This is a genomic window from Candidatus Pelagibacter sp. IMCC9063 (assembly GCF_000195085.1).
In the GTDB taxonomy this organism is placed as follows: Bacteria; Pseudomonadota; Alphaproteobacteria; order Pelagibacterales; family Pelagibacteraceae; genus IMCC9063.
In genome coordinates, this window is record NC_015380.1 from 471,632 (window position 1) to 497,890 (window position 26,259).

Below are 26,259 nucleotides of genomic sequence, written 5' to 3' on the forward strand. Positions count from 1 at the left end.
TTACTTTTTAAATAAATTTTGAACTATTTCCTTTGCCCAATTTATATTTTGCATAACAATTTCTTTCAAGATATCTGCAGATTCAAAAAATCCAAGAAGGTTAGGATGTTTATTTAAAATTAGATCTCGATTAAATATCATTCCAATAAACAGAACTATTAAAAAAAGTATAAGAATAAAGCCTATTGGTTTTTTACTTGGCTTTGTGGTTCTTTTAGATATTTTTTTTAAGTTTTTATCAGGTAATGGAAGATCAGTGTTGGCAACAAGTCCATTATGAGGCCATTCTTCACCACAAAAACTACATTTGAGAAGCTTACCGTATGGAATGATTTCATCATTTGGAATTTGAAATTTTTTCCCACATTTGCACTCAATGATCATATTAATAGAATAAATCTTAAAAAAAAATAATCAATTGTAATTTGTAAATAAGTCTTGATTTTTTTTCCCAAATAGTGTGAAACGGTTTTAGTTCAGGGGTGCGAAAACGCTGAGATTATACCCTACGAACCTGATGTTTAATTACAACGAAGGGAGAACCATGGTTTTAAATATTTATACGTTCATTTTAATTTTTTTATGTGGAGCATTTGCAATTGGAGGATTTTTTTTTTCCAAAAAAGAAAAGTCAGTTCCAGCCTATTTAAATGCTAGTCGTTCTATACGATCACCATCTTTAACCGCATCTATTGTTGCTTCATGCTTTGGGGTTTGGATTTTAATAGGGCCTGCAGAGGCTGCAACATGGGGAGGCATTGGTGCTATAACTGGTTACGCACTTGGCCAAGCCACTCCTTTTTTAGCAATGACTGTTTTTGGTAAAAGATTAAGGAAAATTATGCCGGAAGGTAACAGTTTAACTCAATTTGTTTATGCTCGTTACGGTTCAAAAATGCTTAAGATAGTATTGGTTTTATCTCTTTTTTATGTATTTATTTATTTGTGTGCTGAAGTTACAGCAATTGCAAAAATTGTTAATTTAATTGCAGGAGTGGAGCTGTGGAAAACCTCTTTGCTCATTTTAATTTCAACCTTAATTTACACATTGAGAGGTGGATTAAAAATATCAATTATTACTGATAAATTGCAATTTATTATTATTTCTATTTTTTTAATTTTAATTTTTTACTATCTGTTTATTTCTGGTGAAGTTAACATTTCATCTGAATTAATTAGCTTAAAAGCAGGAAACTTGATTGATCCTAAATACTTTTCTGGATATACGGCTGGAATAACTTTCTTCATTGCGGTGTTTGCAACAAACCTATTTGATCAAGGTATCTGGCAGCGAGTATATGCTGCAAAGTCCGATCAAGATTTGCACAAGAGTTTTGTTAGTTCTTTTTTTATTGTTTTACCAGTTATCTTAATTTTAGGTTTTTGTGGAATTGTTGCAGTATCTTTAGGTCAAGCAAAGGATCCTAGTATAGTGATCTTTTCTTTGTTGCTTAAAAATGGAACCGTATGGTTATCAATTTCTATTTTAGTTTTAGCGTTAACTTTAGTAATTAGCAGCATGGACACACTAATTAATGCAATTTCTAGTCTATTTATTATTGAGAGTAAAAAAATTATAAGATCTAAATCTAGCGATTTTTATCTTAGTATCTCTAAAATATTTTTGATATTAATTTCTTGTTTGGTCTTTATGATAGCCTCTCAAGGAATGAGCGTTTTATATATGTTTTTGTTAGCAGACTTATTATGCTGCGCAGCAGCAATTCCTGTTTTTTATGGAATGTTTAAAAATGATATTAGTGGTTCAAATTCAATGATTTGTGTTTGCGCTGGATTGATAGCTGGGCTGTTGTTATTTCCAGATCTGAGCTTTCAAAAAAGCATATTAGTCGGGGGGTTGTTTAATTTACAATCTTTTCCAATATGGATTTCTTCATCTTTGTTATTTTGGTCTTTTGTATCAGCTACTCTTATTCCTTTATTTGTGATTGTAGTTTTAAGAAGTAAAAAACAAAAATTTCAATTTGAAAAAATTAAGGTATTAATTACTGAATTAAAGTAGTTTTGTTTATTTAGTAATTATTATTTTATGGAATTAATCACATTTGATTATCTCTTTTTTATATACCTAGGTATTTTTTTCTTAGGGGGTCTAGTTAAAGGTACCATAGGAGTTGGATTACCGACTGTTACTCTGACGCTATTGTCTTTTTTTTTTGACATAAAAGACTCAATTTCTTTTATTTTAATTCCCGTTATCTTGACCAACCTAGTCCAAATGCTAGATGGTAAGGAATTAAAATCTATTTTTCAGCAAACAAAATTTTTTTTATTTACTTCAGTTGCATTTGTCATCCCTGGTTTTTTGGTTCTAAGGGCTATTAATTCTAATACAATATTACTAATTCTAGCTAGTTTGCTTGTATTGAATTCTTGCTTAGTTTTATTTAATAAAATCATTACGATTAAGAGACACACTTCCTTTCAGACACAGTTTTGGATAGGAGCTCTAACTGGAATTACAACGGGTGTCACAAGTATATATACGATGCCATTTATTTTTTTAATTCAATCTCTTAAATTTAATAAAGAGAAATTAATCCAATTGATGGGCTTGAGCTTCTTTTTATATTCTTTAACTCAATTTACTCTTTTTTATAGCTTTTCAATGATTAATGAAAAAGTCTTGTTATTTTCTTCTGTAGCTTGTGTGCCGATTATATTCGGAGTTATTAGTGGAAAATATTTAAGAAAAGTTTTAAGTGAACAAGCTTTTAAGCTACTATTTAATTATATGCTTCTTATAAGTGGAATCGTAATTATTATTAAAAGCAGTATTTAATTATTTTTTGGTTTTATTTTTATTGTAATAATTTTCTTGTTCTTTAGGAGTAACGGAGCCATCTTTATTAACATCCATTTTTGTTAAAAGTTTTTTTTCTTCATCCTTTGAGATCTTTCCGTCTTTATTGATATCGGCTAGTATTGCGAGGTTCCTTCTCAGTAATCGTGCTTTTTGCACCCTTTGAACATATGCCCTTTCTTCTGCAGGAGTCATCTTTCCATCCTTATTAGAATCAATTGCATTAAACTGCTGTTCTAATTTCTTAATATTGGAATCAATAAATTCTTTTTTAGTAATAGATTTTTTTTCAGCAGCTAATGACGCTGTTGAAGCGACTACAGATACAAATAGAATTAAAAATATTTTTTTCATAAATTTTTTTAACACCTATCGAATAAATTGTAAAATTAAGACTTTATTTGAGATTGTTTTTTTATTCTATATATCAAAACCAAGACAGGAAGGCCAAGCACAGCAGTAAAAATAAAAAACTGAGAATAGCCTATAAGATCAACTATTCCTCCAGCATATCCAGCGATTAATTTTGGAACAAATAACATCATAGAACTAAACAATGCGTATTGTGTAGCTGTAAATTTTATAGAAGTCAGAGAGGAAAGATAAACAACAAAGGCCGCACCTGCAAAACCACTGGCAATATTGTCTGCCGTAATTACAACTATTAAAAATGTAATATTGATATCGCTCACGGCTAACCAAGCAAATAATAGATTGCTGAAAGCAGCAACAATTGCTCCAACTAACAAGCTTTCAATGACTCCTTTATGCATTGAATAAAGACCACCAAGAAACCCACCAACAATAGTTGCAAATAAGCCAAAAAATTTGGAGTAGGTAGCAATTTCACTAATTTGATATCCTTTTTCCAAATAGAATACGTTTGCCATCACACCCATTACAATATCTGCAATCCTGTAGAGACCAATTAAAACTAAAATTAAAATAGCAACTTTTTTATACCGACTAAGAAAATCTTGAATAGGATCAATATAAGAAAGTTTAACTTCTTTTATTGAAATAAATTTTATTTTACTCAAGAGTGACAGAATGAATAGCGAGCCACCGAATGAAACTCCAATTCTTAATAAAGTATCTAGAGAGTTAAGAAAAATAGATTCATTGGTAAATATTTTTGGTATCAAATTATAAGTTACAAAGAAAATAGCTATTGCTCCAATTAAAGACATTAAGAACTTAATAGAATTAGATGTATTTTTATTTTTTACTTTGTGGACAGTTGGTTCTTTAGAAAAAAGTGTTGTGACTACACCAATCAACATTAAACAGCCCATAATTTGATATACTTTTTTCCAAGTGTTAGCATTGTAAACATCTACACCAAAATAAGATGCTAACCATAAGCTTCCAGCTCCAGATACAATCATGGCAATTCGATAGCCCGCGAGGTACATTGAGGAAAGGGCACCTTGTTTTTGAATTGGTTCGGATTCTATCCTAAAAGCATCAATCACAATGTCTTGAGTGGCACTTGAAAAGGCAATGAGAACAATACCTATTGCAGTATAGAGTAGATTTTTACTTGGGTCGGAATAAGAGGTAATAAAAATAGAAATGATAATTAATATTTGAGATAGAAGAAGCCAACTTTTTCTATGACCAATTTTAGAAAGCAAAGGTAAGCGATAATGATCTACAATTGGTGTCCATAAGAACTTAAATGAATATGCAAATCCAGCCCAGCTAAATAAAGTTATAGTACTTCTTTCGACACCCGCTTTTACTAACCATACAGATAAAGTAGAAAAAATAAGAAGCAGTGGTAAACCAGCAGAAAAACCCAATAAGGACATTCCTAAAGATTTTTTATTCAGAAGTGATTTAATCTTTAAAGAATTCATTAATTAATAATGAAATTATACAATAAATAAATTATTTAGGTATTATTTTAAGGGAGCTGGATTATCGCTTATACTATTGAGATAGGCTATTACATTAGCTCTATCACTATCTTTTCTTAGTCCTGCAAAAGCCATTTTAGTTCCTTTGATATATTTAGAAGGCTTGATTAAGAATTTGTTTAGCTCTTCAAATGTCCAGTCTTTACCATGAGCCTTTAGAGCAGATGAGTATTTATAGTCTGCTTGAGAAGCTGATTTTGTATTCACTATATTCCATAAAGCTGGACCAATCTTGTTGGGGCCACCTTTAACTGCGCTATGACAGGCAGCACATTTCTTAAACTTATTTTTCCCCGCATCTATACTGGCAGATGCAAGCATAGGAGTTATGGGACTCAGTTGCACTTCTTTTTTTACAGCTACCAAATTTGTATTAGCCTTTGTTTCCACACCCTCTATTTTGTAGGCTGATTGTTTAGGCTTCTCGACATGAAAAATTACATGCGAAACTTCTTTAACCCCAATAAGTAGTAAAATAGTAACTAGCACGGCTGCAGCAATCTTATTAAATTCAAAACTATCCATAAATATAAAATGAATTCATATAGTATTTTGAGATAGTTTTAGAGTATAAAATAAAGTTATAGATGTCGCAGTGTAAGAATTTATAAAACATATGAAAACAGCCATAATTATCCCTAGTCATTTAAATGCAAAGAGATTGCCAAATAAGCCCTTACTACTAATCAATAATGAACCTATGATTTTACACGTTTGGAGACAAGCAAAGAAAACAAATATTGATAGCGTAATTGTAGCAACATCTGACAAGGAAATTTTTGATGTCATTACTAGCCATGGAGGAATAGCTATTATAACCAGAAACAATCACACCAATGGGTCAGATAGAATTTTTGAAGCTATAGAATCTTTAGAAAACAAACCTGAACTTATAATAAATGTTCAGGGTGATATGCCATTGATTAAACCAGAGGCTATTAGTCATTTAGAGAAATTTATGAAAACCAATGCATCAGAAATGGGGACTTTAGCCAGCAAACTGAATGAAAAAGATGTGAGCAATCCTAACGTCGTTAAAGTTGAGACGCAGCAAGAGTTAAAATTAGGTAATTTTTCCCAAGCAGTAGATTTTTTTAGAATAAAGGAGCAGAAATCAAAAAACTTGTACCATCATGTAGGAATTTATGCATATCAGTATTCTATTTTAAAAAATTACGTTGGATTGCATAAAACTAAAAATGAGCTAGAAAGAAGCCTGGAGCAAATGAGAGCCTTAGATAACAATATAAAAATTCAAGTGGGATTTATTCAAGACTATCCTTTGGGGGTAGATACACAAGAAGATTTGGAACAAATTAGACTGTTGTACAATGAAAAATAAAATCGCAATTCAGGGAGAGCTAGGAGCTTATTCGCATCTTGCAGCAAGTAAATTATTTAAAAAAGTTAATGTGCTAGCTTGCAAAACTTTCGAAGATGTATTTGAAGCGTGCAAAAAAGATAAAAATATAATTTCAGTAATTCCAATCGAAAATTCTTTAGCAGGGCGAGTAGCAGATATTCACTACTTATTACCAAAATATAAATTAACAATTGTGGGTGAATACTTTCATAAAGTAGAGCATTGCCTTTTAGCAAATAAACAAGTTAAATTAAAAGATATTAAGTTTGTAAGAAGTCATGCACATGCAATTGGTCAATGTCAAAAAAACTTAAAAAAATATAAGTTAACAACAATAGTTGCCGCAGATACAGCCGGTTCCGCTAAACACATTGCTGACAATGCTAGCAAAACGGAAGCTGCAATTGCCTCTTCTCTAGCAGCTAAAATTTATAATCTTACTATCCTAAAAAAAAATTTTGAAGACAAAAAAGGAAACACTACAAGATTCTTGATTATGAAAAAAAAACACAAATTTCCAAAATTATCTAAAGGAAAAAAATTCATTACCACCTGTATATTTATGATTAAAAGCACTCCTGGTGCTCTTTTTAATGCGCTAGGAGGTTTTGCAAAAAATAATGTTAACCTTACTAAATTAGAGAGCTTTTCGGTGAATAATACATTTATGCAAACAATATTTTATTTAGATATAGCAGGTCATGCACAAAATAAGCAGGTCAAGCAATCCATCCAAGAGTTAAAAAAATATACAAAAAAATTAGATATTTTGGGTATTTATCCAGTAGATAAATTTCGATACAAAAAGTAATACACAGAATCTTTTCTATCGTTTTTTCTCTATCTTGTTATACTATCGCATTGGGGAATTGGTAGTAGGTGGAGGTTGCGCTAATCCGGTCAGATTCGAAAGAAAGCAGCCGTAACGTTAATTTTTCAGGTTGTTATTCAGTTCCCCGTTTAATGTTATGAATAATCGAAAAGTTTTATCACTTAAATACCGACCTCAAAATTTTGATCAGCTTATAGGCCAAGAGTCAATGAGCACGGCTATACAAAATGCCATAGAAATGGATCGAGTTCCCAATGCTTATCTGCTTACGGGTATACGAGGCGTAGGCAAAACCACCACAGCTAGAATTATTGCTAAAGCAATTAACTGTAATAAAAAATTTGGAAGTGAAGAGAAGTGTTCTAAAGAAGAATATTGTCATTGCGAGGCTATTGTCGATTCTAGTCATATGGATATTTTGGAAATGGATGCTGCCTCCAAAACTGGAATTGATGATATAAGAGAAATTTTAGAGTCAGCACAGTATTTGCCTGCGAGTGCAAAATATAAAGTTTTTATCATAGATGAAGTTCACATGTTATCAAAACAAGCTTTCAATGCTCTGCTAAAAACCTTAGAAGAACCACCGCCTCATCTTAAATTTATTTTAGCAACCACTGAAGTAAAAAAAATACCTGTCACTATTTTATCTAGATGTCAGAGATTTGATTTACGTAGAATTAAAATGGAGGAAATGCAGCTTTTCTTAAGAGACATTGCCATTAAAGAACAAGCTAAAGTAGACGACAAGGCACTAGCGATCATTGCTAAATCTTCTGAAGGATCTGTTCGTGATGCCTTGTCCGTCTTGGATCAGGCAATTATTACTTTCAATCTTCAAGATCAGGACATAACAGAACAAAATGTAAGAGACATGCTAGGGTTAGCAGATCAGTCTAGAGTGATAGAGCTACTGTCTTTTATTGTAAGAGGCTCACAACAAGATGCATTAAGAGAAGCCGAGGATATTTTTGATATAGGTGCAGACCCTAAGTTAATTTTACAAAGTATGTTGGAAATTATCTATCTAATCTCTCGAACAAAAACTTTTGGGAAGATAGAAAATGATCTCAGTGTATCTGAGTCAGAATCTATTTTAATTAAACAAATATCAGATGAGATTGATCTAACGTATGTATCGATGCTTTGGCACTTCACCCTTAAAGGTATTGAAGAACTAAATTCTACACCCAATCCTTTTCTATCCTTTCGCATGCTTCTTATTCGATTGGCCCATTTAAAAAATATGCCAGATCCTCAACTTTTATTAGAAGAGGATGATTTTGATAATGAAATAGAAACAGAAACCTACAATAATACTACAGGACTCAAAGCAGAGCCGTTGATTTCCAAAACTCAAATCAAGAACACCATTCAAGAAAAAAAAGAAGTACCTAAAATCAAGCCTGATACAGTAAATTTAGCTTCCAGCACTCAAGAAATACATTCTTTTCAAGAGCTAGTAGACTTGACTAACAAGCATAAAGAGATTGAATTGAAATTTGATTTAGAAAGAAATGTGCGTTTGGTAAAATTTGATCAAGGAAAAATTGATATTTCTTTTAATGAAAGTTTATCAAAAGACTTTATTAAGAATCTTTCTTTAAAGCTAAATGAGTGGACTGGTAAGCGATGGATGATTACTTTGTCCAAAGCAGAAGGAGAAACGAGTATTTATGAAACAAAGAGTCAATTAAAAGAAGAAACTTTAAAAGATATTAAACAGACTGAGGCTTATAAAAAAGTTTTAGAAGCATTTCCAGATGCTGAACTAATAGATGTACAAGAGGAGGACCAGAAATAATATGGATTTTAGTAAAATGTTAGAGCAGGCACAAGAAATGCAAAAAAAAATGGCAGATGCAAAAGAGTCTCTTAAAAATATTTCAGTAGAAGGAGAATCTGGTGGTGGGGGAGTAAAAGTAATATTAAATGGAAATGGCGAGATGATTTCTATTCAAATCGATCCTAAAATCTTAGCAGAAGAAAAAAGTGTTATTGAAGATTTGATTGTAGCCGCAACCAATAATGCAAAAAAAAATGTAGAATCAAAAACCCAAGAAGAAATGTCTAAATTGACAGGAGGGCTTCAATTGCCTGCTGGCTTTAAGCTTCCCTTTTAGTATTAAATGAATTTTTCAACCGAACCAGATCTAGATGAACTTATAGCCTTAGTTTCAAAATTACCTGGCCTCGGACCAAAATCTTCAAGAAGGATTGCGCTTTATTTATTAAAAAATAGAGAAAATGTCATGAAGCCTCTTTCTAAATCATTGGAAAAAGTTCATGCAAAAATCATTAGGTGTAATTTGTGTGGGAATATAAAGTCCAAAGAAGTAAAGTGCGATATTAAAAAATGCTCTTATTCTCCCAAGAATTATGAACAGATATGTGTAGTTGAAAATATTGCAGACATGTGGGCTATGGAAAGTACCAATGTATTTCAGGGTCATTATCACATTCTAGGTGGAACTCTTTCAGCTCTTGGAAATTCAAGTCCTGAAGATCTACTCATCAATTCATTGCTAAATCGGATAAAAGAAAACAAAATAAAAGAGGTAATACTTGCAACTTCAGCTACAATTGAAGGCCAAACTACAGCTCATTATATTAACGATAGTATTAAAGATTTGGGTGTAAAAGTTACGAAATTAGCACATGGGTTGCCTGTAGGTGGTGAAATTGAGTATTTAGATGACGGAACTTTATTCTCAGCTTTTAAATTCAGAAGTTCCTTAGTTTCTGATTAAACTTTCGAACTTGATGTAAATTTATATCTATTTTAGTCTTATTTTTATGAGCATTCTTACAATTGTAAAAGAGCCAGATCCTATTCTTAGAAAAAAGTCCCTACCTGTCAAGGAAGTCAATGGGGAAATAAAAAAGTTAATGAAAAATATGCTGGAGACTATGTATGCGGCTCCAGGAATTGGCCTAGCTGCAGTACAGGTAGGTATTTTAAAAAGAATTATTGTTATTGATATCTCGGGAGAAACGAGTCTAAAAAAACCAATTTTTTTTGTTAATCCAAAAATAGTTTGGAAATCAGATATTCTTGAAACAAAACAAGAGGGTTGCCTTTCTATACCTGGGCATTTTGGAAATATAAAGAGACCGGAAGCGTGTCATGTTAAATATTTAGATTATAGTGGAAAAGAAAAAACTTTAAAAGCAGATGGATTGCTAGCAACATGTATTCAACATGAAATAGATCACTGCAATGGAACATTGTTTATAGATTACCTTTCAAAATTAAAAAAAGCTTTTATTATAAAAAAATTAACTAAAGCTCAAAAAAATCAAGAATAAAATTATGACACTTAAAGTTGTTTTCATGGGTACGCCTCAGTTTGCCGTACCTGCTTTAAAAAAAATTTGTGAAAGTGAAATAGATATCGTTGCTGTGTATTCGCAGCCGCCTAGAAAATCTAATAGAGGAATGAAGATTGAAAAAAGTCCAGTTCATGAATTTGCAGATAATAATAATTTAAACATTAGAACTCCTAGTAAACTAGATAATGATTGGGAATATTTTAAATCACTAACCTTTGATTTGGCTATTGTAGTTGCGTATGGTCAAATTATTTTAAAAAATTTTTTAGAAATTCCAGAGCATGGATTTTTAAATATACATGCATCTATTTTACCTAAATGGAGAGGAGCAGCACCAATACAAAGATCAATTATGGAGCAAGATACTTTCACAGGGATATCGATTATGCAGATTGAAGAGCAATTGGATGCTGGTCCAGTATTAATTAAACAGGAAATTGAATTAAATGAAAATAGTACCACAGGGCAGGTCGAGCAAAACTTATCTGAAATAGGAGCCGATAAAATTTTAGAAGCTATTCATTTAGTTGAAAAAAAAGAAGCTGTATATATTCCTCAAGACGACAACGCAGCAACCTATGCCAAAAAAATTAAAAAAGAAGATGAGACAATTGATTGGAGCAGAGATGCCAAAGCAATCATTGCCCAAATTAATGGGTTAAATCCTAGACCAGGAGCATACTTTGAATATAGGGGTGAAAAAATAAAAATTTGGAAAGCTAGCTATGGAAGTGGAGAAGGAGAACCAGGCACGGTTATGAATGATAATCTTCAAATAGCTTGTGGAAAAGGATCAATTTCTGTTAAAGAAATACAGAGACCTGGAAAAAAAATTCAACCAATAAAAATATTTTTATTAGGATTTGCCATTCCAGAATCTACACAACTTAAGTAATGAGAAGATATAAGTGTATTGTTGAATATGATGGGACATCTTTTGTGGGGTGGCAAAGACAAACAAACGGATATTCAGTTCAAGAAGCTGTTGAAAAAAGTTTAAAATCTATTACGCAAGAAAAAATTAGAATTCATGGATCTGGGAGAACGGACACGGGAGTTCATGCAAAAGGGCAGGTTATTCATTTTGATTCCAACACAAATTTAGATGAATATACAATTACTAGTGCACTCAATCATTACTTAAAAAAAGAACTTATTAGTATTTTAAGCACAGAAATTGTTGATGATAATTTTGATGCACGACGAAGTGCCATTCTAAGAACTTATGAATATTTGATTATCAATAGAGCTGCACCATTAGCCATTGATAAAAACAAAGCATGGCATATCTCAAAACCCTTAAATGAGAAATTAATTTTTGCTGCAATAAAAATTTTTGAAGGGACCCATGATTTTACTACTTTTCGTGCAGCCTCTTGTGAAGCCTCCTCGCCTATTAGAACCATTGAATACACAGAGGCATTTGCTCGTAATGAAGAAATTTTAATTACTTTTCAGTCTAAATCTTTTTTGCAACATCAAGTGAGGTCTATGATTGGTGCATTGAAACTTATTGGAGAGGAAAAGTGGAGTATACGTGATTTACAATCCGCTTTAGATTCTAAAGATAGATCTAGGTGTGCCGCGCTTGCTCCAGCCTGCGGATTGTACTTACTTAAAGTAAGTTTCTAATACTTTGTAGTATATCTTTTTTAATTTTTTTAAATCATTTACGGACACACATTCATTAATTTTATGCATAGTGTTGCCAACTAAGCCAAATTCTACACAGGGAGCAATGTCTTTAATAAATCTTGCATCAGAAGTTCCACCACTGGTGGAAAGAACTGGCTTTTTATTTGTAATTTTTTTAATTACTTGAGACATCATGCGTACGGTCTCTCCCGGCTTTGTAATAAAGGCTGTTCCAGTTTCTGAAAATTTAACAATAGGTTTGCACTTATATTTTTTGGCTATTGTCTGAACGATAGTAGAAATCTTTTTTTTTAAAGAAGAGTGGTTATGCTTGTTGTTAAATCTAATATTAAAAGTTGCAGAGGAAGTTGCTGGAATAACATTGTCAGCATGGCTATCAGTCCCAATTTTGGTAATTTCTAAATTCGAAGGTTGAAAATTATTTGTTCCATTATCTAATTTAGTTGATTTTAATTTATCTAGTATTTTTATTAAAGGAGTAGAAGGGTTACATGCTTCATGAGGGTAAGCAACATGGCCTTGAATTCCTGATAGGGTTAGATGTGTTGTAATACTTCCTCTTCTCCCTATTTTCATCATTTGTCCTAAAACTTTTCTATTAGAAGGTTCTCCGACAATACAAAAGTCAATTTTTTCTTTTTTCTTTTTTAAATAATTCACCACTTTTTTGGTTCCGTTGATGGCTACTCCTTCTTCGTCTCCAGTAATAATAAAACTAATTGAACCTTTAAATTTTTTTTGGTCTTTTATAAATTCGCTAACTGCAGCAATAAAGCAAGCAATTCCACCCTTCATATCGCTAGCGCCTCTTCCATAAATTTTTCCATTTTTTACTATTCCTGAAAATGGACCCGCATCCCAAGACTTTGCGTTTCCTGTTGGAACTACATCAGTATGTCCTGCAAAACAAAAATTGGGAGAAGATGTGCCCAGTCTCGCATATAGGTTTTTTATGGGAGGTGTATTTTTATCTTTAAAGTTAAGAATTGTGCATTTAAACCCTAGAGATTTAAGTCGCTTTGTAACAAGATCAATTGCTCCCGCATCAATCGGTGTAACACTTGGTATTTTGATTAGTTCTTTAGTGAATGAAAGTTCGTTAATAATTTTTGCCATTTACTCTCTTAGTAAATCATTAACAGAAGTTTTGCTTCTTGTTTTTTCATCTACAGTTTTTACGATGACCGCGCAGTATAAGTTTGGACCATCTTTATCATTGTTGCTTGGCATGCTACCGGCTACCACCACTGAGTAGGGAGGTATTTTTCCGTAAGAAATTGATTTTGTTTTTCGGTCATAAATTTTTGTAGAAGCCCCAAGATAAACACCCATAGAAATAACAGAGCCTTCTCGAACAATGACACCTTCTGCAACTTCTGATCTTGCTCCAATAAAACAGTTGTCTTCAATGATCACCGGACTGGCTTGAAGAGGCTCTAGGACTCCACCAATTCCAACTCCACCACTGATATGGCAATTTTTTCCTATTTGAGCACAAGAACCAACGGTGGACCATGTGTCAATCATAGTACCTTCATCTACATAACCGCCTATATTAATAAAGCATGGCATAAGGACAGCATTTTTTCCAACAAAGGATCCTTTTCTAACAGGAGAGTTTGGTACCATTCTAAATCCTGCTTTAACGTGATCTTCTTTGTTCCATCCTGCTGTTTTCCCTTTTATTAAATGAGCTTTATCGTACCAGCTGCTATAGGGACCACTTAAAGTTTCCATTTCATTAACCCTGAAGCTTAAAAGTATCGCTTTTTTAATCCATTCGTGAACGATCCAATTGTCACCTTTTTTTTCTGAAACTCTTATTTTGCCCTGGTCAAGAGATTCAATAGTATGCTCAATAGCCGTAATAATTTTTGAGTCGGAGTCTTTAGAAATAGTGTCTCTTACTTCCCAAGCTTGATTGATTGTGTTTTCTAGTTCCATAATTTTAATTAATGTTTTTATTTATTTCAGTTAAAAAATCAATGAGATTTTTTACCTTATAATGAACATGCTTTCCATCATATCCTTCTTTACAGTAGCTATCATCATTTTCAATCCAGGCCGTTTTCATTCCCAAGTTATGAGCAGGTAATAAATTTTTAGCAATATCTTCAAAAAAAATACTCTTTTTTGGATCTAGATTGTGGGTAGAAATTAACAAATGATAAGGTTCCACCTCTGGCTTAGGCATAAATTTTGAGTCAACTATATCGAACATTTTAGTAAAATGTTTTTCTATACCCAGTCGTTCAGTTACTTTTTTAGCATGTTTTCTAGTACCATTCGTAAAAATAACTTTCTCTCCTGGCAATTTCTCGATTTGGATCCCTAACTCTTCATCTTTATTAAGCAATGTATAGTCAATATCATGTACAAATTCTAAAAATTTATCTGGATCAATATCGTGCTTTTTCATTAAGCCATTAAGTGTAGTTCCGTGGTCATGAAAATAAGTATTTTTAATTTTTAAAGCTTCTTCCTTAGATACACTTAGGTTTTCTTCTATAAACTGACACATTAAATCATCAATCTTGTCAAATAAGTTAGTAGTATTTGGATAAAGAGTATTATCTAAATCAAAAATCCAATGACGAATATTTTTAAGTTCTATCATTGAATAATTAATGTTCCTGCTCCAGTGCTGGAAAATAACTCATGTAAAACAGCATGAGGTTTTCTTCCATCAATAATTACAACGCCTTTCACACCTCCTTGAATAGCAGATACGCAGGTTCTAATTTTAGGAATCATTCCACCGGTAATTGTTTCATTTTGTATTAGCTCTTCAGCCTCTGCAATAGTCAGTCTTGATATTAAATTTCCATTCTTATCATTTACACCAGGAACATCAGTCATTAGCAACAATCTTTCAGCATTAATTTCATTTGCTATGGTTCCAGCAGCAGTGTCCGCATTAATATTATATATTTGTCCTTTAGAATCCATTCCCATAGGAGCTACTACTGGAACTAATCCTTTTTCAATAAAAGTATTAAGTAGTTCTATATTTATATTTTCTGGCTCAGCGACAAATCCAAGCTCAGGATTAATAGCTTTAGTAACATGAATAATATTGTTTTTTTTAACGGTTACAGATTCAGCTTTAGCTCCATATTGTTGAATAGTGTTTACCAAATCTGGGTTAATTTCATTAAGCAAAACTTCTTCTACTATTTTAATAACTTTTTCATCTGTTACCCTTAAACCTAAAATAAATTTAGATTCAATATCATGTTTTTTTAATTTTATTTTGATTTGAGGGCCACCACCATGAATAACAATTGGCTTTATACCAATTCTCTTACAGACGGCAGCGTCTTGGGCAAAAGCCTTGGTTAACTGGTCAGTTGCCATAACCTGGCCACCGTACTTTAAAATAATTTTTTTATTTTGATATTTTTCAATGAACTTAGTTGCTTCTTTTAGGGGAGGAGCCTCTTTGGGCCAAAACTCAGAAAAATCCATCTAGACTGTTTTGATTGTAGTTTTTCTAATAATTACATATTGCTGAGCCATAGTTAGAACGTTGTTAACCGTCCAATAGACTACCAGTCCCGAAGGAAACGAAGCTAGCATTACAGTTAAGAATAGAGGAAAGAATGCAAATATCTTAGCTTGTATAGGATCAGTTGGAGCAGGATTTAGCTTCTGCTGAATCCACATGCTTACACCCATTAAAATAGGCCATACACCAATCATTAAAAATGAAGGAGGATCCCATGGTATTAAACCAAACAAATTAAACAACGAAGTTGGGTCAGGTGCTGACAAGTCTTGAATCCAACCAAAGAATGGAGCGTGTCTCATTTCTAAAGTTACAAATAGCATTTTGTAAATAGCGAAAAAAAATGGAATTTGAATTAGCATCGGTAAACAACCAGAAACAGGATTGATTTTTTCTTTTCTATATAGCCCCATCATTTCCGTTTGAATTTTTTGTTTATCATCTTTATATAAATCTTTCATTCTAGCTATTTCTGGCTGTAGAGCTTTCATTTTAGCCATAGATGCAAAAGAGTAGTTTGCAAGTGGAAAAAATAAAATTCTTATTCCAGCAGTCAATAAAACAATGGCCCATCCAAAATTACCTGAAAAATTATATAAATAATCGATGATAAAAAATAAAGGTTTTGTAAAAAAGTAAAACCATCCCCAATCAATCGCTAAATCAAATTTGTTGATATTCGCAGATTCTGCGTATCCATCAATTGTCTTTACTTCTTTAGCTCCTATAAAAAATTGAGAAGAGCTTGAATTTATTTTCCCAGATGGAATGGATGTTGGGTTAGTTAAAATATAATTAGCCTTGTAAGCAGTGTCGTAAATAAATTCTGCATTAAAGGCTTGTTTTTTTTGTGGAACAATTGCTGTGAGCCAATATTTGTCTGTAATACCAAGCCAACCTGAAGTCCCTTGGTATTTTTGGTTCTTGTCCTTAACATCGTCATAATCTTCTTCTTGAAGGGTTTCATCAATCACTCCAACTAAACCCTCATGCAGAATGTAAAAATCTTGAACTTGTGGTTTTTCTTTTCTAGTTATTTGAGAGTAGTGAAAAAGATCAACATTAGCTTTAGAATTGTTTTTAATACTTTCGGTAATAGAGAATAAATACTGATCATCAACCTCAATTTTTTTTGTAAAAACTAAGCCGTTTTGATTGTCCCATTCTAATTCTATAGGAGTTCTGGGGGTAAGAGTTCTGTTTCTAGTAAGTTTCCAAACACTATTGTTATCAGGGACATTAATATTATTAGCACTGGCCCAGCCACTTTCTAAATAATATCCTTTGTTAATTTTTTTAGGATTTAGAATAACTACTTGTTTGCTATTTTCATCAAGGCTTTCTTGGTAATTTTTTAATGTGACATCATCAATCAGTGCACCTACTAAAGAAATAGAACCAGTAATTTTTGCATTGTCTAATTTTACTCTTTGATCTGTTAATAGGGCTTCTTGTCTAGATACTTTTTTTTTCTGTACTTGAATTTTTTTATTTAAAGATGGAGCCGATGGCTTTCCCGCGGTTGGTTTTGTTTGTATGGTTTTTTCTACTTTTGCCTGTTCTTTTTTTATTTCAGGATCTATTACAAGCACTTGCCAACCTACAATAATAATAGTGGAAAGAATAATGGCTGTTAAAATATTTTTAGTATCCATTATATATTTTTTCTTTCTGTACAGGGTCGTATCCAGCGCTACCACCCAACCAAGTTAGAGGATGACATTTTAATATTCGAAGAATTCCCTTGCCACAACCTTTAAGACAACCATGCACTTTAACTGAATCTATAAAATAATCAGAACATGTCGGTTCAAATCTACAAGAATGATGCAACAAAGGAGAAATTAAATATTTATAACCCTTTATTATACCGATGACGCATTGACTCAAGAATTTATTCATAAATGTACTTTTAATTTGCTTCTTTAAATTTGCTCTTCAGCTCTTCTACTAAATTTTGAAAGTTCTCGTCATATACTTTTGCTTTTGCAAAAATTGCGTATTTATATTTTTTGTTAAACGAAGAGCTCAGTTCTACAATTGCTTTTCTGGTTGCCATTTTTAATCTTCTTCTAATTTTATTTCTTTTGACTGCGTTACCAAGTTTTTTTGCAGAAACACAGCTTAACACTACTTTTCGATTATTGCTTAGTTCTTGCTCTAGTTTTCTATAATAAATCGTAAATAATTTTGATATTATTTTTTTACTTTTTAAAATCTGTTTAAATTCAGTATTGCCAGAAAGACTTTCAAATTGGATGGAAGCTGCCATTACACTAAGCAGATATTCTTTTTCTACCTTTTGCTCTTCTTCTTGCTATGACTTTTACTCCACTTTTAGTAGCCATTCGCGAACGGAATCCGTGTCTTCTAGCTCTTACTTTTTTGCTTGGTTGAAATGTACGTTTCATTGCTATATTTGCTATATTTAAATTTTCGCTATTTATAGGTAATTAGATTTAGGATGTACAGGATAAATTAAGTATTAAATATCAATATATGAAAAAATTTTCCAAGCTAAAAATAGTGATAGGCCTTGCCTATTTATCCATTGTGACTTTGGTGGTTGTCTTGTTTTTTTATTATGGAGCCAATTCCTTTTTAGATCTGGAGTTTTTAAAAAACAATAAAGAAAGAATATTCAATTTTAGAGATCAAAACTTTATTTTATTGTCAGTTATCTATTTTTTAGTAGCCATTATATGGGTATTTCTAATGGGCTTTGGATTGCCTTTGGTAATTATTGCTGGCTTTGCTTTTGGAGTGGTGTGGGGATCAGTACTTTCTATTGTTTCATTTTCTATAGGAGCCTCGCTTCTTTATGTGTTTGCCAATCATTATTTTAAAGATTTAGTTCATCAGTATCTAAGCAGCAAATTTTCTTCATTAACAAAACACTTTAACGAAAATGAATTTAGTTATTTCTTTTTTATTCGTGTCATTCCTGGAATTCCTTTTCCAGTTAAAAATGTCATGCCAGTTTTGTTTAATATGAAAGTAAAGAATTTTTTTTTAGCCACTTTTTTTGGAGAATTGGTGCCCATCATTATCTCTGTTAGTATTGCCAGTGGATTTGCTGGGGCATTTGAAAATAACAAACAATTGAGTTTTGATTTGTTTTATACTCCAGAAATATTTCTTCCTTTATTAGGAATGGGTTTTATGGTATTATTTTCTAACTATTTAAAAAAAAAATATTTTAGAAAATAAATTATGACATTTGAACTTCCAACTTTAAACTACCCAAAAAATGCTTTAGCTCCAGTAATGTCTGAGGAGACTCTTGATCTTCATCACGGCAAACATCATCAAACATACATTACTAACTTGAATAACTTTGTTAAAGACACAGATCTTTCTGGATTGTCCTTAGAAGAAATTATTAGCAAGACTGCAGCGGACACGTCTAAAGCTGGGATTTTTAATAATGCAGGACAGCATTGGAATCATATTTTATTTTGGAATTGCATGAAGCCAAAAGGTGGTGGAGCAATGCCGCCAGAACTAGAAAAAAGAATTATTTCAGACTTTGGAAGTGTAGACCAATTTAAACAAGATTTTATTCAAGCAGGTACCACACAGTTTGGGTCTGGTTGGGCTTGGCTAGCAATTAATAACGGAAAGTTAGTAGTTACCAAAACTGCAAACGCATCTAATCCTTTGGTCGACAATATGAAACCTATCTTTGGTTGTGATGTGTGGGAGCATTCTTATTATGTTGATTATCGAAATAGAAGACCTGACTATTTAAAAGCTTTTGTTAATGATCTTGCTAACTGGGAATTTGTTGCCTCTCAATTAGATTAGTTTTTATATTTCAGACATAGTCGATCACAAATAAGAGAAAGAGAATGTTAAAAAGTATTTTTATAATTTTTCTGTTTCAGCTTATTGGAGAATCCGTTCAAAAATATTTCGAACTTACTATTCCAGGACCAGTTATTGGCTTAATTCTTTTATTAATTAGCTTTATATTATTAAAAAATAGTAAAAATATTTTTGTTAATAAAGCAAAAAATGAAATCGTTTCTACAGCTACTCATATTTCTAATTACCTTTCCTTGCTGTTTGTCCCAATAGGAGTGGGTGTTGTGATGCATCTTTCTTATTTAGAAAAAAATTATATCGAGGTTTTGGGGGTAATTTTTTTTAGTACCATTTTAACTATTGGTTTTACAGCGCTTGTTATGGAAGCCATCAATAATCGATTTAAAAAAAATGATAGAAAAAAATAAATTATATAATATTTGGGTTTATTTACAGGCAGAATCTCTGTTTTGGCTTACTTTAACCATTGGCGCTTTTTTAATTGGAGATTATTTTTATAAAAAATCCAAGCTAAACCCATTAGTGAATCCAGTTGCTATTTCTATATTAATTGTGTCGGGCATTTTAATTGGTACGGATGTTTCTTACGAAAGATATTTTAATGGAGCAAAGTTTATTCATTTTATGTTGGGACCAGCTACCGTTGCTTTGGCCATACCCATTTGCAAACAAATTCATCTAATTAAAAAAGAATCAGGAAGTATTTTTATTTCACTTGTCCTAGGTTCTTTATTTGCAATTTTCAGCACTTACTTTTTTGCAAAATTAATGAATTTAGATCTTGAAATTATTTATAGTATGATACCACGATCTGTCACCGCTCCTATTGCCATGGGTATCTCGGAGCTTATAGGGGGTGTTCCTTCTTTAACCGCAATTATTACAATCATCACAGGAATTGTAGGAGCTTCTTTTGGTACATTTGCTTTAGATGTATTGAGAGTAAAAGATATGACCGCACGAGGATTTGCTTTTGGACTTGCTAGTCATGGAATAGGGACTGCTAGGGCTATGAGCAAAAATAAAACCGCAGGTGTATTTGCTGCATTAGCTCTGGGTTTAAGTGGAATTGCGACATCTATTTTAATACCACTATTATTTAAACTAATTAATTTTTAATTTTTTTACTAATTTAAAAAGATTTGTAATTTTCCTTTCATTTATTAAGCCTGTATTAAAATTTCTTGGAGAGGTGTGGTAAGAGCTTACCAACAACTTCCCATCTGGAAGTTTATATTTTTTACCATGACCAAAAATATAATTTTTTTTATCAAGCGAATACTTCCTTTGATAAAATTTTAATATTTCATCAAAAGCCACTTTACCAATTGTAACCAAAATTTTGGCCTCTCTTAGGATATGTAGTTCTCCTTCCAAAAACTTAGAACAGTTTAATAATTCTTTTAATTCTGGCTTATCTCCTGGAGGCACACATTTTAAAACATTGGTTATAAAGCAGGATAGTTTTAAACCATCGTTAATATCAGTAGAGGTTGACTGATTAGATAGACCCGCTTTGTAAAGGCACTTAAACAGAAGATCTCCTGATTTATCTCCTGTAAATACACGGCCCGTTCTAGTAGCTCCGTGAGCTGCTGGCGCGAGACCAAAAATGATTATTTTTGATTTTTTATCGCCAAATCCAGGAGTAGGTTTCCCCCAGTAGATTTGATTACGGTATTGTTTCCTTTTTTCTTTTGAAATTTTTTTTCTAAAAGCAACTAATCTCGGGCACTTAGAACAATTGGTAATTGTTTGATTTAAATTATCTAAACTTATCTTCATAGAATTTTTAATATAACACCTTAGATTTTGGCGTATAGATTTAAGACAACGTAAGAATTAACAGTATCCATGCCTGCGGTATTTTGTTCAAAATAGCATGTAACTTATTTTTAATTTTTTTTACAATTAAATACAAAGTATAAGTTTTCTTAATGAGTAAAATTATTTCTTTAATAATTGTTTTTGTGCTTATGCTTATTGGAATATCCAATGCTCATATTCAGCATTATGAAAATTTAAACGAAATAAAATTTGAAATATATAGAAACGATAACAAGGTTGGTTATCATAATATTATTTTTAGTAGAGACAAAGGAATGTTAACGGTTAAAAATGAGATCCAGTTTGAAATTAAAAAACTAGGGATTTCATTTTATAAATACCAATCTGAAGGCACAGAAATATACGATCAGGACGGACTTCTATTTAGATTTAATTCTAAAACTTCCGACAATGGAAAATTGAAATTTTGCAATATAGAGGCACAAAATAATAAAAATTATTTAATAGAGGGAACCAATTATAAAGGCTCTTTAAATAAAGATTTTGCAATTTCTTCTTATTGGAACCATGAAATTTTAAAAAAAAATACACAAATTTCAGGTATCACTTGTAAGATGCGAAATCAAAAAGTTACTTTTCTCAAAAATGAAACAATAGAAGTAAAAGGGCAGGTAACCAAAACTTCAGTTTTTAATATCAGGGGAGAAGGACTAGATACCCAAATATGGTATCGAAAAAAAGATATGGCTATTGCAAGACAAATTCTTAATCAAAAAGGAGTTTGGCGTTATGAAATAATAAGTCTTAATTAGGATTCTCTTTTAAGAATTCAATATAATCCGTTACTTCATTAAACTTTTCATCCTCAATATCTTTGTAGCTATTGTTAAATTTATTTTTAACGCAAAGGGCAACATGTGCGTAAGGATTTCTACCTTTGGGATGATTGAGGTGATCTGGTAACTGACCTTGTAAATAATCACCAGCTTCTTGTATCATTTTCCACATTTTACTGGCGTTTTCTTTATTCATACTAAAAATACTTTGTTTTATCTCTTTTGTTGTTGGTTCACCAGGTAAAATTGTAAGACAAGTCTCAAGTGAAGGGGCAAAATCAATTGCTGAAAATGCAATTCATTACCAGGATAATTGGAAAATTATATCCATTAATTTATTAAACTAATCTAACTCAAATTGTGTTGAGTAATTTTTTTTTAATGAATGGTTCTGTTTTTTTTTATCTAGGTAACAATTACCGATAACCAGTTTATCTAGATCTGTTCCCATAAAACAATTGAATGCATCTTGTGGTGTGTTAACAATAGGTTCCCCCCTGACATTAAAGGATGTGTTTATAAGAATGGGGCAATTTGTTTTTTCTTTAAACTTTTCAATTAACCTAAAATATTTTTCATTTGTTTCTTTAAAAACAGTTTGTATTCTTGCAGAATAATCAACATGAGTAACAGCTGGTATTTCTGATCTTTTCACATTTAGTTTATCTATACCAAATAAGTTTTTTTGATCTTCTGTCATCTTAATGGTTTTATTTTTATTAATATTTGCAACCATTAACATGTATGGGCTATTCACATTAATATCGAACCAATCTGACAAATCTTCTTTTAATATTGATGGTGCAAATGGACGAAAACTTTCTCTATATTTAACTTTTAAATTTAAATTCTTTTGCATTTTTTCTGATCTTGGATCACTTAGAATAGATCTTCCTCCAAGTGCACGCGGTCCAAATTCCATTCTTCCTTGGAACCATCCAATTGCTTCTTCTTTTGATAAATCTGTAGCAGTTTTATCTAATAATTCTTCATCTTTAAAAATTTCATACTTTGCACCAGCTTTATCAAGCTGTTCTTCAATTTCTTTTTGTGAATATTCTGGTCCTAGATAAGAACCTTGCATACTGTCATTATGATCAACTTTTCTGGGGTTATTTTGCTCAATATGCCATAAAGCTAGAGCAGCACCCAGAGATCCACCAGCATCGCCTGCAGCAGGCTGAATCCAAATATTATCAAATATTTTTTGTTTTAGGATCTTTCCATTCGCAACACAATTAAGGGCAACACCCCCAGCTAAACATAAGTTGGGTATATTAAATTCTTCTTTTAAAGATTTAGCAATTTTAATCATTATATCTTCTGTTACTTTCTGAATGGATGCAGCAATATCCATATGAAATTGAGTTAGCTTTTCGTGTTTAGCATCTCTAACTTTCTGGCCAAATAAGTTATCAAATTTTTTATTAGTCATTGTTAGACCAGTTGCATAATTAAAATATGCTTGGTCGAGATGAAATGATCCATCTTCCTTTATGTCGATAAGATTATTTTTAATTTTGTCTACATAAATTGGCGCTCCATAAGGAGCCAAGCCCATAAGTTTATATTCACCACTATTTACTTTAAAACCCGTGTAATAAGTAAATGCCGAATACAGTAACCCTAAAGAATGAGGGAAATGTATTTCTTTTTTAATCCCAAGGCTGTTACCTTTGCCAATAGCAACCGTAGTTGTTGCCCATTCACCAACACCATCAGCAGTTAATACTATAGCTTCTTCAAATGGGGATGGGAAAAAGGCACTAGCAGCATGACTTAAGTGATGATCTGAAAAGAAAATTTTTTTATTATCATTAAAATTATTATCATGTCTCTTCAATTCATTAAAAAGCATTTTTTTTTGAAAAAGTTTGTCCTTTAACCAAATTGGCATTGCCATACAAAAAGACCTAAAACCTCTTGGTGCAAAAGCAACATAAGTCTCAAGCAATCTCTCAAATTTTAAAAAAGGTTTCTCAAAAAAAATAATTTGATCAACATCATTAAGTTTAAGTTTTGTAAAATTTAAAACAAATTCGATTGCGTTAAATGGGTAACTAGAATCATGTTTTTTTCTTGTAAATCTTTCTTCTTGGGCTGCTGCAATAATCTTACCATCAACAAGAATAGTTGCAGCGCTATCATGATAGAATGCTGAGATACCTAAAATAGTTTTCACTTAAAAAATTGTATAAATAAATGGAGCCACAGCTGTACCTTGACTTAAGACAATCAATCCACCAAATAATGCCAAAGTTAACAATATCGGAAGTAACCAGTATTTTTTTCTATATCTTATAAATTCAAAAAATTCTTTTAAGAAGTCCATAATTAAAATTGATTTTTCATCTTGCTTTTAATATCAGATCTCTCAATCCAATAAGTTTTTTCATTATTTTTTTTTAAATTTAATAAATTTTTCCCTAAAATTTTCATAACAAAAGAGATCGGCGAAAGAATTGTAAAAAAAACCAAACTCATTACAATTGGAGAAACAAAACTACCTAGCAAAATACCAAATTTAAACCATAATTTATTTAATGGAGATAAAATACTTGAATTCAATAAACCCAAAACTAAAAATAAAAAAGAAATGACCATAGACCAAATTCTAATAGTTTCACCCTTGAATAATGGTAGTGTTGAAATAATTAAGAAAACTATAAAAAAAACTAGTCCGAAACTTCTGTTACTGCTTACTTTAATATTATCTTTTTTCAAATTATTACAATCATAGTTAAATTTTTTTTGTTTTTAATATCTTGTTAGTTGTTTAGTTTTTTCTTTAGTTTATTTAGATGTACTATAAAGAACTAATATTATGATCACAAAAGTTTTTTATAATAATTCTTGCAGTATTTGTAGGACAGAAATTAATCATTATAAGAAGATTGCTAAAGATGAGTTTGTTTTTATTGATATCACAGATAATTCTGAAGCAACCAATATGACCAATTTAGACAAAACTAGCTTATTAAGAAGAATGCATGTAATCGAAAATGGAACATTATATTCTGGAGCAAAAGCTTTCTTAATTATTTGGTCTAAAATTCCTAGATATCGAATTTTATCAAAAATATTCAACTTGCCGGTTATATTTACATTGTTTCATTTATTTTATGAAGCAACAGCATATTGCCTGTTTTTAAAAAATAAAAACTAACTAAGCATTAAAAATTAATTTTGCTCTTTAATTAATTTGACATATTTTTAAACTTATGAGGAAAAAAATATTTATTGCAATTATAATTGTGTTTAATTTAATTCTTCTTGAGTTTGCTTGTTATTTTTTAATAAAGCCAATTCAATTAAAATATAGCAATGTAGAAAAGTATCTAAACATAAGTGGAAATATTAAAGATAAAATAATCAGCAAGGAGTATAGAAGTTTTATTCCCTACCTAAGAAGCAAAGATCAGTATGATGACAAAGAATATATCACATTAATTAAAGAGCAAGATTATTTTTTTAATCAATTACAATCTTTTTCTAAAAAAAAGAAATTAAATATTTTAATACAAGGTGACTCCTGGGGAGAGTCTTTAAATATGAAAGATGTATTTAAAACATATTCAGATGTGTCTAAAAAAAATAATTTTGGTTTAATCAATGCATCAATATCTAGCTACTCAATAACACCTTACTATCATCAAGTTAAAATTTTATACGATCAATTTGGTATTAATCCAAATATAGTGATTTTGATTTTTGATCAAACTGACATTGGAGATGAACTATATAGATACAATACTTTTTTAAATAAGGATCAAAATATACTATTTGAGTATTTCAATAATAAAATTTATACAGATTTAAGTATTAACAATTTAAATTCTGTTAAAATTTTTTTATTCCTTAAAAATTTTTACTTAAAAGAAAAAAATAGATATAACTATTCTCATTTTCAGAATATCAATAATATTTGTAAAAAATTATTTTTTCGTTTTTTCATCAAAACACCTATCGTATTAACACCACTAACCTATGGTATTAATGGCGAAGAAAAGCTTCTTATTTCAAAAGTTATAGAAAATTACATAAATGCAGTTTTTAATAATAAAGAAGTAGAGAAATTGTTTTTTGTTATTCACCCGTTAAAAAAACATACAACTGGAGAGTACAAGTTTAGTAATAGATTAATACTAAAAGATGTCATAAATAAAAGTAAATATAAAAACAAAATTAGATTAGTTGATTTTTTTAACAAACCAGTAAACTCTTATGAGTTTAAAAAAAATGACATTTTTAGCCATCCAACAAAAAAATATTATAAAAATAAATTTTGGCCTACAATTTTTGAAAAAATACTAAATTAGTATACTTTTTTTTAATGTTATTAATTATTGTATTTTGAAAAAACAAAGAT

34 protein-coding genes and 1 other RNA gene are annotated in these 26,259 nt (G+C 31.0%); 18 read left to right on the forward strand and 17 right to left on the reverse strand.

Features of this window, described 5'->3' with window-relative positions; translation table 11 throughout:
• Positions 1 to 384: a hypothetical protein gene (locus tag SAR11G3_RS02455; protein WP_013695168.1), complete on the reverse strand. Its 384-nt coding sequence runs from the start codon at positions 382 to 384 to the stop codon at positions 1 to 3.
• Positions 385 to 544: 160 nt separating this feature from the next.
• Here SAR11G3_RS02455 and SAR11G3_RS02460 point away from each other — a divergent pair, with 160 nt between their 5' ends.
• Positions 545 to 2,023: a sodium:solute symporter family protein gene (locus SAR11G3_RS02460; RefSeq protein WP_013695169.1), complete on the forward strand. Its 1,479-nt coding sequence runs from the start codon at positions 545 to 547 to the stop codon at positions 2,021 to 2,023.
• 27 nt (positions 2,024 to 2,050) lie between these two features.
• Positions 2,051 to 2,803: a sulfite exporter TauE/SafE family protein gene (locus SAR11G3_RS02465; protein WP_013695170.1), complete on the forward strand. Its 753-nt coding sequence runs from the start codon at positions 2,051 to 2,053 to the stop codon at positions 2,801 to 2,803.
• On the opposite strand, the gene SAR11G3_RS02470 is transcribed toward SAR11G3_RS02465, so the two are convergent.
• The 3 genes from SAR11G3_RS02470 to SAR11G3_RS02480 are packed head-to-tail and all read right to left on the reverse strand — an operon-like array spanning position 2,804 to position 5,271.
• Entirely contained in the window at positions 2,804 to 3,178 is a 375-nt protein-coding gene (locus SAR11G3_RS02470) for an EF-hand domain-containing protein (protein WP_013695171.1), read from the reverse strand.
• 35 nt (positions 3,179 to 3,213) lie between these two features.
• Positions 3,214 to 4,686 carry an AmpG family muropeptide MFS transporter gene (locus tag SAR11G3_RS02475; protein ID WP_013695172.1) on the reverse strand — a complete coding sequence of 491 codons (1,473 nt, stop codon included), beginning with the start codon at positions 4,684 to 4,686 and terminating at the stop codon, positions 3,214 to 3,216.
• Positions 4,687 to 4,728: 42 nt separating this feature from the next.
• Positions 4,729 to 5,271: a c-type cytochrome gene (locus SAR11G3_RS02480; protein WP_013695173.1), complete on the reverse strand. Its 543-nt coding sequence runs from the start codon at positions 5,269 to 5,271 to the stop codon at positions 4,729 to 4,731.
• Positions 5,272 to 5,362: 91 nt separating this feature from the next.
• On the opposite strand from SAR11G3_RS02480, the gene kdsB reads away from it, so the two are divergent.
• From kdsB to truA, 9 genes are all read left to right on the forward strand, one after another.
• Positions 5,363 to 6,088 (forward strand): 3-deoxy-manno-octulosonate cytidylyltransferase, encoded by a 726-nt coding sequence (gene kdsB / locus SAR11G3_RS02485; protein ID WP_041862325.1) that lies wholly within the window; start codon positions 5,363 to 5,365, stop codon positions 6,086 to 6,088.
• On the forward strand, positions 6,078 to 6,920 hold the full coding sequence (locus tag SAR11G3_RS02490; protein ID WP_013695175.1) for a prephenate dehydratase: 843 nt from the start codon (positions 6,078 to 6,080) through the stop codon (positions 6,918 to 6,920). Before kdsB ends, SAR11G3_RS02490 begins: the two co-directional genes overlap by 11 nt.
• A gap of 52 nt (positions 6,921 to 6,972) precedes the next feature.
• Positions 6,973 to 7,070, forward strand: an RNA gene (gene ffs, locus SAR11G3_RS07140) — signal recognition particle sRNA small type.
• 7 nt (positions 7,071 to 7,077) lie between these two features.
• Positions 7,078 to 8,745, forward strand: coding sequence for a DNA polymerase III subunit gamma/tau (locus SAR11G3_RS02495; protein ID WP_041862330.1), 1,668 nt, complete (start codon positions 7,078 to 7,080; stop codon positions 8,743 to 8,745).
• A 1-nt stretch (position 8,746) separates the two neighbouring features.
• Positions 8,747 to 9,064, forward strand: coding sequence for a YbaB/EbfC family nucleoid-associated protein (locus SAR11G3_RS02500; protein ID WP_013695177.1), 318 nt, complete (start codon positions 8,747 to 8,749; stop codon positions 9,062 to 9,064).
• Between the two features lie 6 nt (positions 9,065 to 9,070).
• Positions 9,071 to 9,691, forward strand: a complete 621-nt coding sequence (gene recR / locus SAR11G3_RS02505) for a recombination mediator RecR (RefSeq protein WP_013695178.1) — start codon at positions 9,071 to 9,073, stop codon at positions 9,689 to 9,691.
• Positions 9,692 to 9,737: 46 nt separating this feature from the next.
• Entirely contained in the window at positions 9,738 to 10,250 is a 513-nt protein-coding gene (gene def / locus SAR11G3_RS02510; protein WP_013695179.1) for a peptide deformylase, read from the forward strand.
• 4 nt (positions 10,251 to 10,254) lie between these two features.
• Positions 10,255 to 11,169 (forward strand): methionyl-tRNA formyltransferase, encoded by a 915-nt coding sequence (gene fmt, locus SAR11G3_RS02515; protein WP_013695180.1) that lies wholly within the window; start codon positions 10,255 to 10,257, stop codon positions 11,167 to 11,169.
• A complete protein-coding gene (gene truA, locus SAR11G3_RS02520) occupies positions 11,169 to 11,906 on the forward strand; it encodes a tRNA pseudouridine(38-40) synthase TruA (protein WP_013695181.1) in 738 nt (245 codons plus the stop codon). The genes fmt and truA overlap by 1 nt, the downstream gene beginning before the upstream one ends.
• Here the strand turns inward: truA and dapE are convergent.
• From dapE to rpmH, 8 genes are read right to left on the reverse strand one after another with little or no spacing between them, the layout of a single operon-like run.
• The gene (gene dapE, locus SAR11G3_RS02525; RefSeq protein WP_013695182.1) at positions 11,886 to 13,046 is read right to left on the reverse strand and encodes a succinyl-diaminopimelate desuccinylase; all 1,161 of its coding nucleotides are present in this window, start codon (positions 13,044 to 13,046) and stop codon (positions 11,886 to 11,888) included. The genes truA and dapE overlap by 21 nt on opposite strands.
• Entirely contained in the window at positions 13,047 to 13,874 is an 828-nt protein-coding gene (gene dapD / locus SAR11G3_RS02530; protein ID WP_013695183.1) for a 2,3,4,5-tetrahydropyridine-2,6-dicarboxylate N-succinyltransferase, read from the reverse strand.
• Positions 13,875 to 13,878: 4 nt separating this feature from the next.
• Complete coding sequence (locus tag SAR11G3_RS02535; protein WP_013695184.1) at positions 13,879 to 14,547, reverse strand: pyrimidine 5'-nucleotidase; 669 nt, start codon at positions 14,545 to 14,547, stop codon at positions 13,879 to 13,881.
• Complete coding sequence (gene argB / locus SAR11G3_RS02540) at positions 14,544 to 15,398, reverse strand: acetylglutamate kinase (protein ID WP_013695185.1); 855 nt, start codon at positions 15,396 to 15,398, stop codon at positions 14,544 to 14,546. The genes SAR11G3_RS02535 and argB overlap by 4 nt, the downstream gene beginning before the upstream one ends.
• On the reverse strand, positions 15,399 to 17,093 hold the full coding sequence (yidC, locus tag SAR11G3_RS02545) for a membrane protein insertase YidC (RefSeq protein ID WP_013695186.1): 1,695 nt from the start codon (positions 17,091 to 17,093) through the stop codon (positions 15,399 to 15,401).
• Positions 17,083 to 17,340 carry a membrane protein insertion efficiency factor YidD gene (gene yidD, locus SAR11G3_RS02550; protein ID WP_041862333.1) on the reverse strand — a complete coding sequence of 86 codons (258 nt, stop codon included), beginning with the start codon at positions 17,338 to 17,340 and terminating at the stop codon, positions 17,083 to 17,085. Before yidD ends, yidC begins: the two co-directional genes overlap by 11 nt.
• A 10-nt stretch (positions 17,341 to 17,350) precedes the next feature.
• The gene (rnpA, locus tag SAR11G3_RS02555) at positions 17,351 to 17,710 is read right to left on the reverse strand and encodes a ribonuclease P protein component (protein WP_013695188.1); all 360 of its coding nucleotides are present in this window, start codon (positions 17,708 to 17,710) and stop codon (positions 17,351 to 17,353) included.
• 4 nt (positions 17,711 to 17,714) lie between these two features.
• The gene (gene rpmH / locus SAR11G3_RS02560) at positions 17,715 to 17,849 is read right to left on the reverse strand and encodes a 50S ribosomal protein L34 (RefSeq protein WP_013695189.1); all 135 of its coding nucleotides are present in this window, start codon (positions 17,847 to 17,849) and stop codon (positions 17,715 to 17,717) included.
• Positions 17,850 to 17,937: 88 nt separating this feature from the next.
• Between rpmH and SAR11G3_RS02565 the strand changes: the two genes are divergently transcribed.
• From SAR11G3_RS02565 to SAR11G3_RS02580, 4 genes are read left to right on the forward strand one after another with little or no spacing between them, the layout of a single operon-like run.
• Positions 17,938 to 18,648 (forward strand): TVP38/TMEM64 family protein, encoded by a 711-nt coding sequence (locus tag SAR11G3_RS02565; protein WP_013695190.1) that lies wholly within the window; start codon positions 17,938 to 17,940, stop codon positions 18,646 to 18,648.
• A gap of 3 nt (positions 18,649 to 18,651) precedes the next feature.
• A complete protein-coding gene (locus tag SAR11G3_RS02570; RefSeq protein ID WP_013695191.1) occupies positions 18,652 to 19,245 on the forward strand; it encodes a superoxide dismutase in 594 nt (197 codons plus the stop codon).
• 44 nt (positions 19,246 to 19,289) lie between these two features.
• Positions 19,290 to 19,673 (forward strand): CidA/LrgA family protein, encoded by a 384-nt coding sequence (locus SAR11G3_RS02575; protein ID WP_013695192.1) that lies wholly within the window; start codon positions 19,290 to 19,292, stop codon positions 19,671 to 19,673.
• Positions 19,657 to 20,385, forward strand: coding sequence for an LrgB family protein (locus SAR11G3_RS02580; RefSeq protein WP_013695193.1), 729 nt, complete (start codon positions 19,657 to 19,659; stop codon positions 20,383 to 20,385). The genes SAR11G3_RS02575 and SAR11G3_RS02580 overlap by 17 nt, the downstream gene beginning before the upstream one ends.
• Here SAR11G3_RS02580 and SAR11G3_RS02585 read toward each other — a convergent pair.
• Positions 20,371 to 21,051 carry a uracil-DNA glycosylase gene (locus SAR11G3_RS02585; protein ID WP_013695194.1) on the reverse strand — a complete coding sequence of 227 codons (681 nt, stop codon included), beginning with the start codon at positions 21,049 to 21,051 and terminating at the stop codon, positions 20,371 to 20,373. The genes SAR11G3_RS02580 and SAR11G3_RS02585 overlap by 15 nt on opposite strands.
• Positions 21,052 to 21,203: 152 nt before the next feature.
• Between SAR11G3_RS02585 and SAR11G3_RS02590 the strand changes: the two genes are divergently transcribed.
• A complete protein-coding gene (locus SAR11G3_RS02590) occupies positions 21,204 to 21,866 on the forward strand; it encodes a DUF6134 family protein (protein ID WP_013695195.1) in 663 nt (220 codons plus the stop codon).
• On the opposite strand, the gene SAR11G3_RS02595 is transcribed toward SAR11G3_RS02590, so the two are convergent.
• The 4 genes from SAR11G3_RS02595 to SAR11G3_RS02605 all read right to left on the reverse strand — a co-directional run bounded on the left by SAR11G3_RS02595 (position 21,859) and on the right by SAR11G3_RS02605 (position 24,614).
• Positions 21,859 to 22,086: a hypothetical protein gene (locus SAR11G3_RS02595; protein ID WP_041862335.1), complete on the reverse strand. Its 228-nt coding sequence runs from the start codon at positions 22,084 to 22,086 to the stop codon at positions 21,859 to 21,861. The genes SAR11G3_RS02590 and SAR11G3_RS02595 overlap by 8 nt on opposite strands.
• Positions 22,087 to 22,233: 147 nt before the next feature.
• The gene (locus tag SAR11G3_RS02600) at positions 22,234 to 24,072 is read right to left on the reverse strand and encodes a carbamoyltransferase family protein (protein ID WP_013695197.1); all 1,839 of its coding nucleotides are present in this window, start codon (positions 24,070 to 24,072) and stop codon (positions 22,234 to 22,236) included.
• Positions 24,073 to 24,222 (reverse strand): DUF5989 family protein, encoded by a 150-nt coding sequence (locus tag SAR11G3_RS07480; RefSeq protein ID WP_013695198.1) that lies wholly within the window; start codon positions 24,220 to 24,222, stop codon positions 24,073 to 24,075.
• A 2-nt stretch (positions 24,223 to 24,224) separates the two neighbouring features.
• On the reverse strand, positions 24,225 to 24,614 hold the full coding sequence (locus SAR11G3_RS02605) for an SxtJ family membrane protein (protein ID WP_013695199.1): 390 nt from the start codon (positions 24,612 to 24,614) through the stop codon (positions 24,225 to 24,227).
• Between the two features lie 100 nt (positions 24,615 to 24,714).
• Here SAR11G3_RS02605 and SAR11G3_RS02610 point away from each other — a divergent pair, with 100 nt between their 5' ends.
• Together SAR11G3_RS02610 and SAR11G3_RS02615 are read left to right on the forward strand one after the other, a co-directional pair.
• Positions 24,715 to 25,056, forward strand: a complete 342-nt coding sequence (locus SAR11G3_RS02610) for a thiol-disulfide oxidoreductase DCC family protein (protein ID WP_013695200.1) — start codon at positions 24,715 to 24,717, stop codon at positions 25,054 to 25,056.
• A gap of 55 nt (positions 25,057 to 25,111) precedes the next feature.
• Positions 25,112 to 26,209: a hypothetical protein gene (locus tag SAR11G3_RS02615; RefSeq protein ID WP_013695201.1), complete on the forward strand. Its 1,098-nt coding sequence runs from the start codon at positions 25,112 to 25,114 to the stop codon at positions 26,207 to 26,209.
• Positions 26,210 to 26,259 lie beyond the last annotated feature (50 nt).

What these genes read in the sequence shown, in the direction of transcription:
- argB (WP_013695185.1), bottom strand. Translation starts at nt 15,398, where the DNA reads ATGGATTTTTCTGAGTTTTGGCCCAAAGAGGCTCCTCCCCTAAAAGAA.
- SAR11G3_RS02475 (WP_013695172.1), bottom strand. Translation starts at nt 4,686, where the DNA reads ATGAATTCTTTAAAGATTAAATCACTTCTGAATAAAAAATCTTTAGGA.
- dapE (WP_013695182.1), bottom strand. Translation starts at nt 13,046, where the DNA reads ATGGCAAAAATTATTAACGAACTTTCATTCACTAAAGAACTAATCAAA.
- recR (WP_013695178.1), top strand. Translation starts at nt 9,071, where the DNA reads ATGAATTTTTCAACCGAACCAGATCTAGATGAACTTATAGCCTTAGTT.
- rpmH (WP_013695189.1), bottom strand. Translation starts at nt 17,849, where the DNA reads ATGAAACGTACATTTCAACCAAGCAAAAAAGTAAGAGCTAGAAGACAC.
- SAR11G3_RS02460 (WP_013695169.1), top strand. Translation starts at nt 545, where the DNA reads ATGGTTTTAAATATTTATACGTTCATTTTAATTTTTTTATGTGGAGCA.
- yidC (WP_013695186.1), bottom strand. Translation starts at nt 17,093, where the DNA reads ATGGATACTAAAAATATTTTAACAGCCATTATTCTTTCCACTATTATT.
- SAR11G3_RS02590 (WP_013695195.1), top strand. Translation starts at nt 21,204, where the DNA reads ATGAGTAAAATTATTTCTTTAATAATTGTTTTTGTGCTTATGCTTATT.
- truA (WP_013695181.1), top strand. Translation starts at nt 11,169, where the DNA reads ATGAGAAGATATAAGTGTATTGTTGAATATGATGGGACATCTTTTGTG.
- SAR11G3_RS02500 (WP_013695177.1), top strand. Translation starts at nt 8,747, where the DNA reads ATGGATTTTAGTAAAATGTTAGAGCAGGCACAAGAAATGCAAAAAAAA.
- rnpA (WP_013695188.1), bottom strand. Translation starts at nt 17,710, where the DNA reads ATGGCAGCTTCCATCCAATTTGAAAGTCTTTCTGGCAATACTGAATTT.
- SAR11G3_RS02470 (WP_013695171.1), bottom strand. Translation starts at nt 3,178, where the DNA reads ATGAAAAAAATATTTTTAATTCTATTTGTATCTGTAGTCGCTTCAACA.
- def (WP_013695179.1), top strand. Translation starts at nt 9,738, where the DNA reads ATGAGCATTCTTACAATTGTAAAAGAGCCAGATCCTATTCTTAGAAAA.
- SAR11G3_RS02490 (WP_013695175.1), top strand. Translation starts at nt 6,078, where the DNA reads ATGAAAAATAAAATCGCAATTCAGGGAGAGCTAGGAGCTTATTCGCAT.
- SAR11G3_RS02480 (WP_013695173.1), bottom strand. Translation starts at nt 5,271, where the DNA reads ATGGATAGTTTTGAATTTAATAAGATTGCTGCAGCCGTGCTAGTTACT.
- SAR11G3_RS02595 (WP_041862335.1), bottom strand. Translation starts at nt 22,086, where the DNA reads ATGAATAAAGAAAACGCCAGTAAAATGTGGAAAATGATACAAGAAGCT.
- yidD (WP_041862333.1), bottom strand. Translation starts at nt 17,340, where the DNA reads ATGAATAAATTCTTGAGTCAATGCGTCATCGGTATAATAAAGGGTTAT.
- kdsB (WP_041862325.1), top strand. Translation starts at nt 5,363, where the DNA reads ATGAAAACAGCCATAATTATCCCTAGTCATTTAAATGCAAAGAGATTG.
- SAR11G3_RS07480 (WP_013695198.1), bottom strand. Translation starts at nt 24,222, where the DNA reads ATGGACTTCTTAAAAGAATTTTTTGAATTTATAAGATATAGAAAAAAA.
- SAR11G3_RS02565 (WP_013695190.1), top strand. Translation starts at nt 17,938, where the DNA reads ATGAAAAAATTTTCCAAGCTAAAAATAGTGATAGGCCTTGCCTATTTA.
- dapD (WP_013695183.1), bottom strand. Translation starts at nt 13,874, where the DNA reads ATGGAACTAGAAAACACAATCAATCAAGCTTGGGAAGTAAGAGACACT.
- SAR11G3_RS02575 (WP_013695192.1), top strand. Translation starts at nt 19,290, where the DNA reads ATGTTAAAAAGTATTTTTATAATTTTTCTGTTTCAGCTTATTGGAGAA.
- SAR11G3_RS02615 (WP_013695201.1), top strand. Translation starts at nt 25,112, where the DNA reads ATGAGGAAAAAAATATTTATTGCAATTATAATTGTGTTTAATTTAATT.
- SAR11G3_RS02465 (WP_013695170.1), top strand. Translation starts at nt 2,051, where the DNA reads ATGGAATTAATCACATTTGATTATCTCTTTTTTATATACCTAGGTATT.
- SAR11G3_RS02455 (WP_013695168.1), bottom strand. Translation starts at nt 384, where the DNA reads ATGATCATTGAGTGCAAATGTGGGAAAAAATTTCAAATTCCAAATGAT.
- fmt (WP_013695180.1), top strand. Translation starts at nt 10,255, where the DNA reads ATGACACTTAAAGTTGTTTTCATGGGTACGCCTCAGTTTGCCGTACCT.
- SAR11G3_RS02570 (WP_013695191.1), top strand. Translation starts at nt 18,652, where the DNA reads ATGACATTTGAACTTCCAACTTTAAACTACCCAAAAAATGCTTTAGCT.
- SAR11G3_RS02535 (WP_013695184.1), bottom strand. Translation starts at nt 14,547, where the DNA reads ATGATAGAACTTAAAAATATTCGTCATTGGATTTTTGATTTAGATAAT.
- SAR11G3_RS02580 (WP_013695193.1), top strand. Translation starts at nt 19,657, where the DNA reads ATGATAGAAAAAAATAAATTATATAATATTTGGGTTTATTTACAGGCA.
- SAR11G3_RS02610 (WP_013695200.1), top strand. Translation starts at nt 24,715, where the DNA reads ATGATCACAAAAGTTTTTTATAATAATTCTTGCAGTATTTGTAGGACA.
- SAR11G3_RS02585 (WP_013695194.1), bottom strand. Translation starts at nt 21,051, where the DNA reads ATGAAGATAAGTTTAGATAATTTAAATCAAACAATTACCAATTGTTCT.
- SAR11G3_RS02495 (WP_041862330.1), top strand. Translation starts at nt 7,078, where the DNA reads ATGAATAATCGAAAAGTTTTATCACTTAAATACCGACCTCAAAATTTT.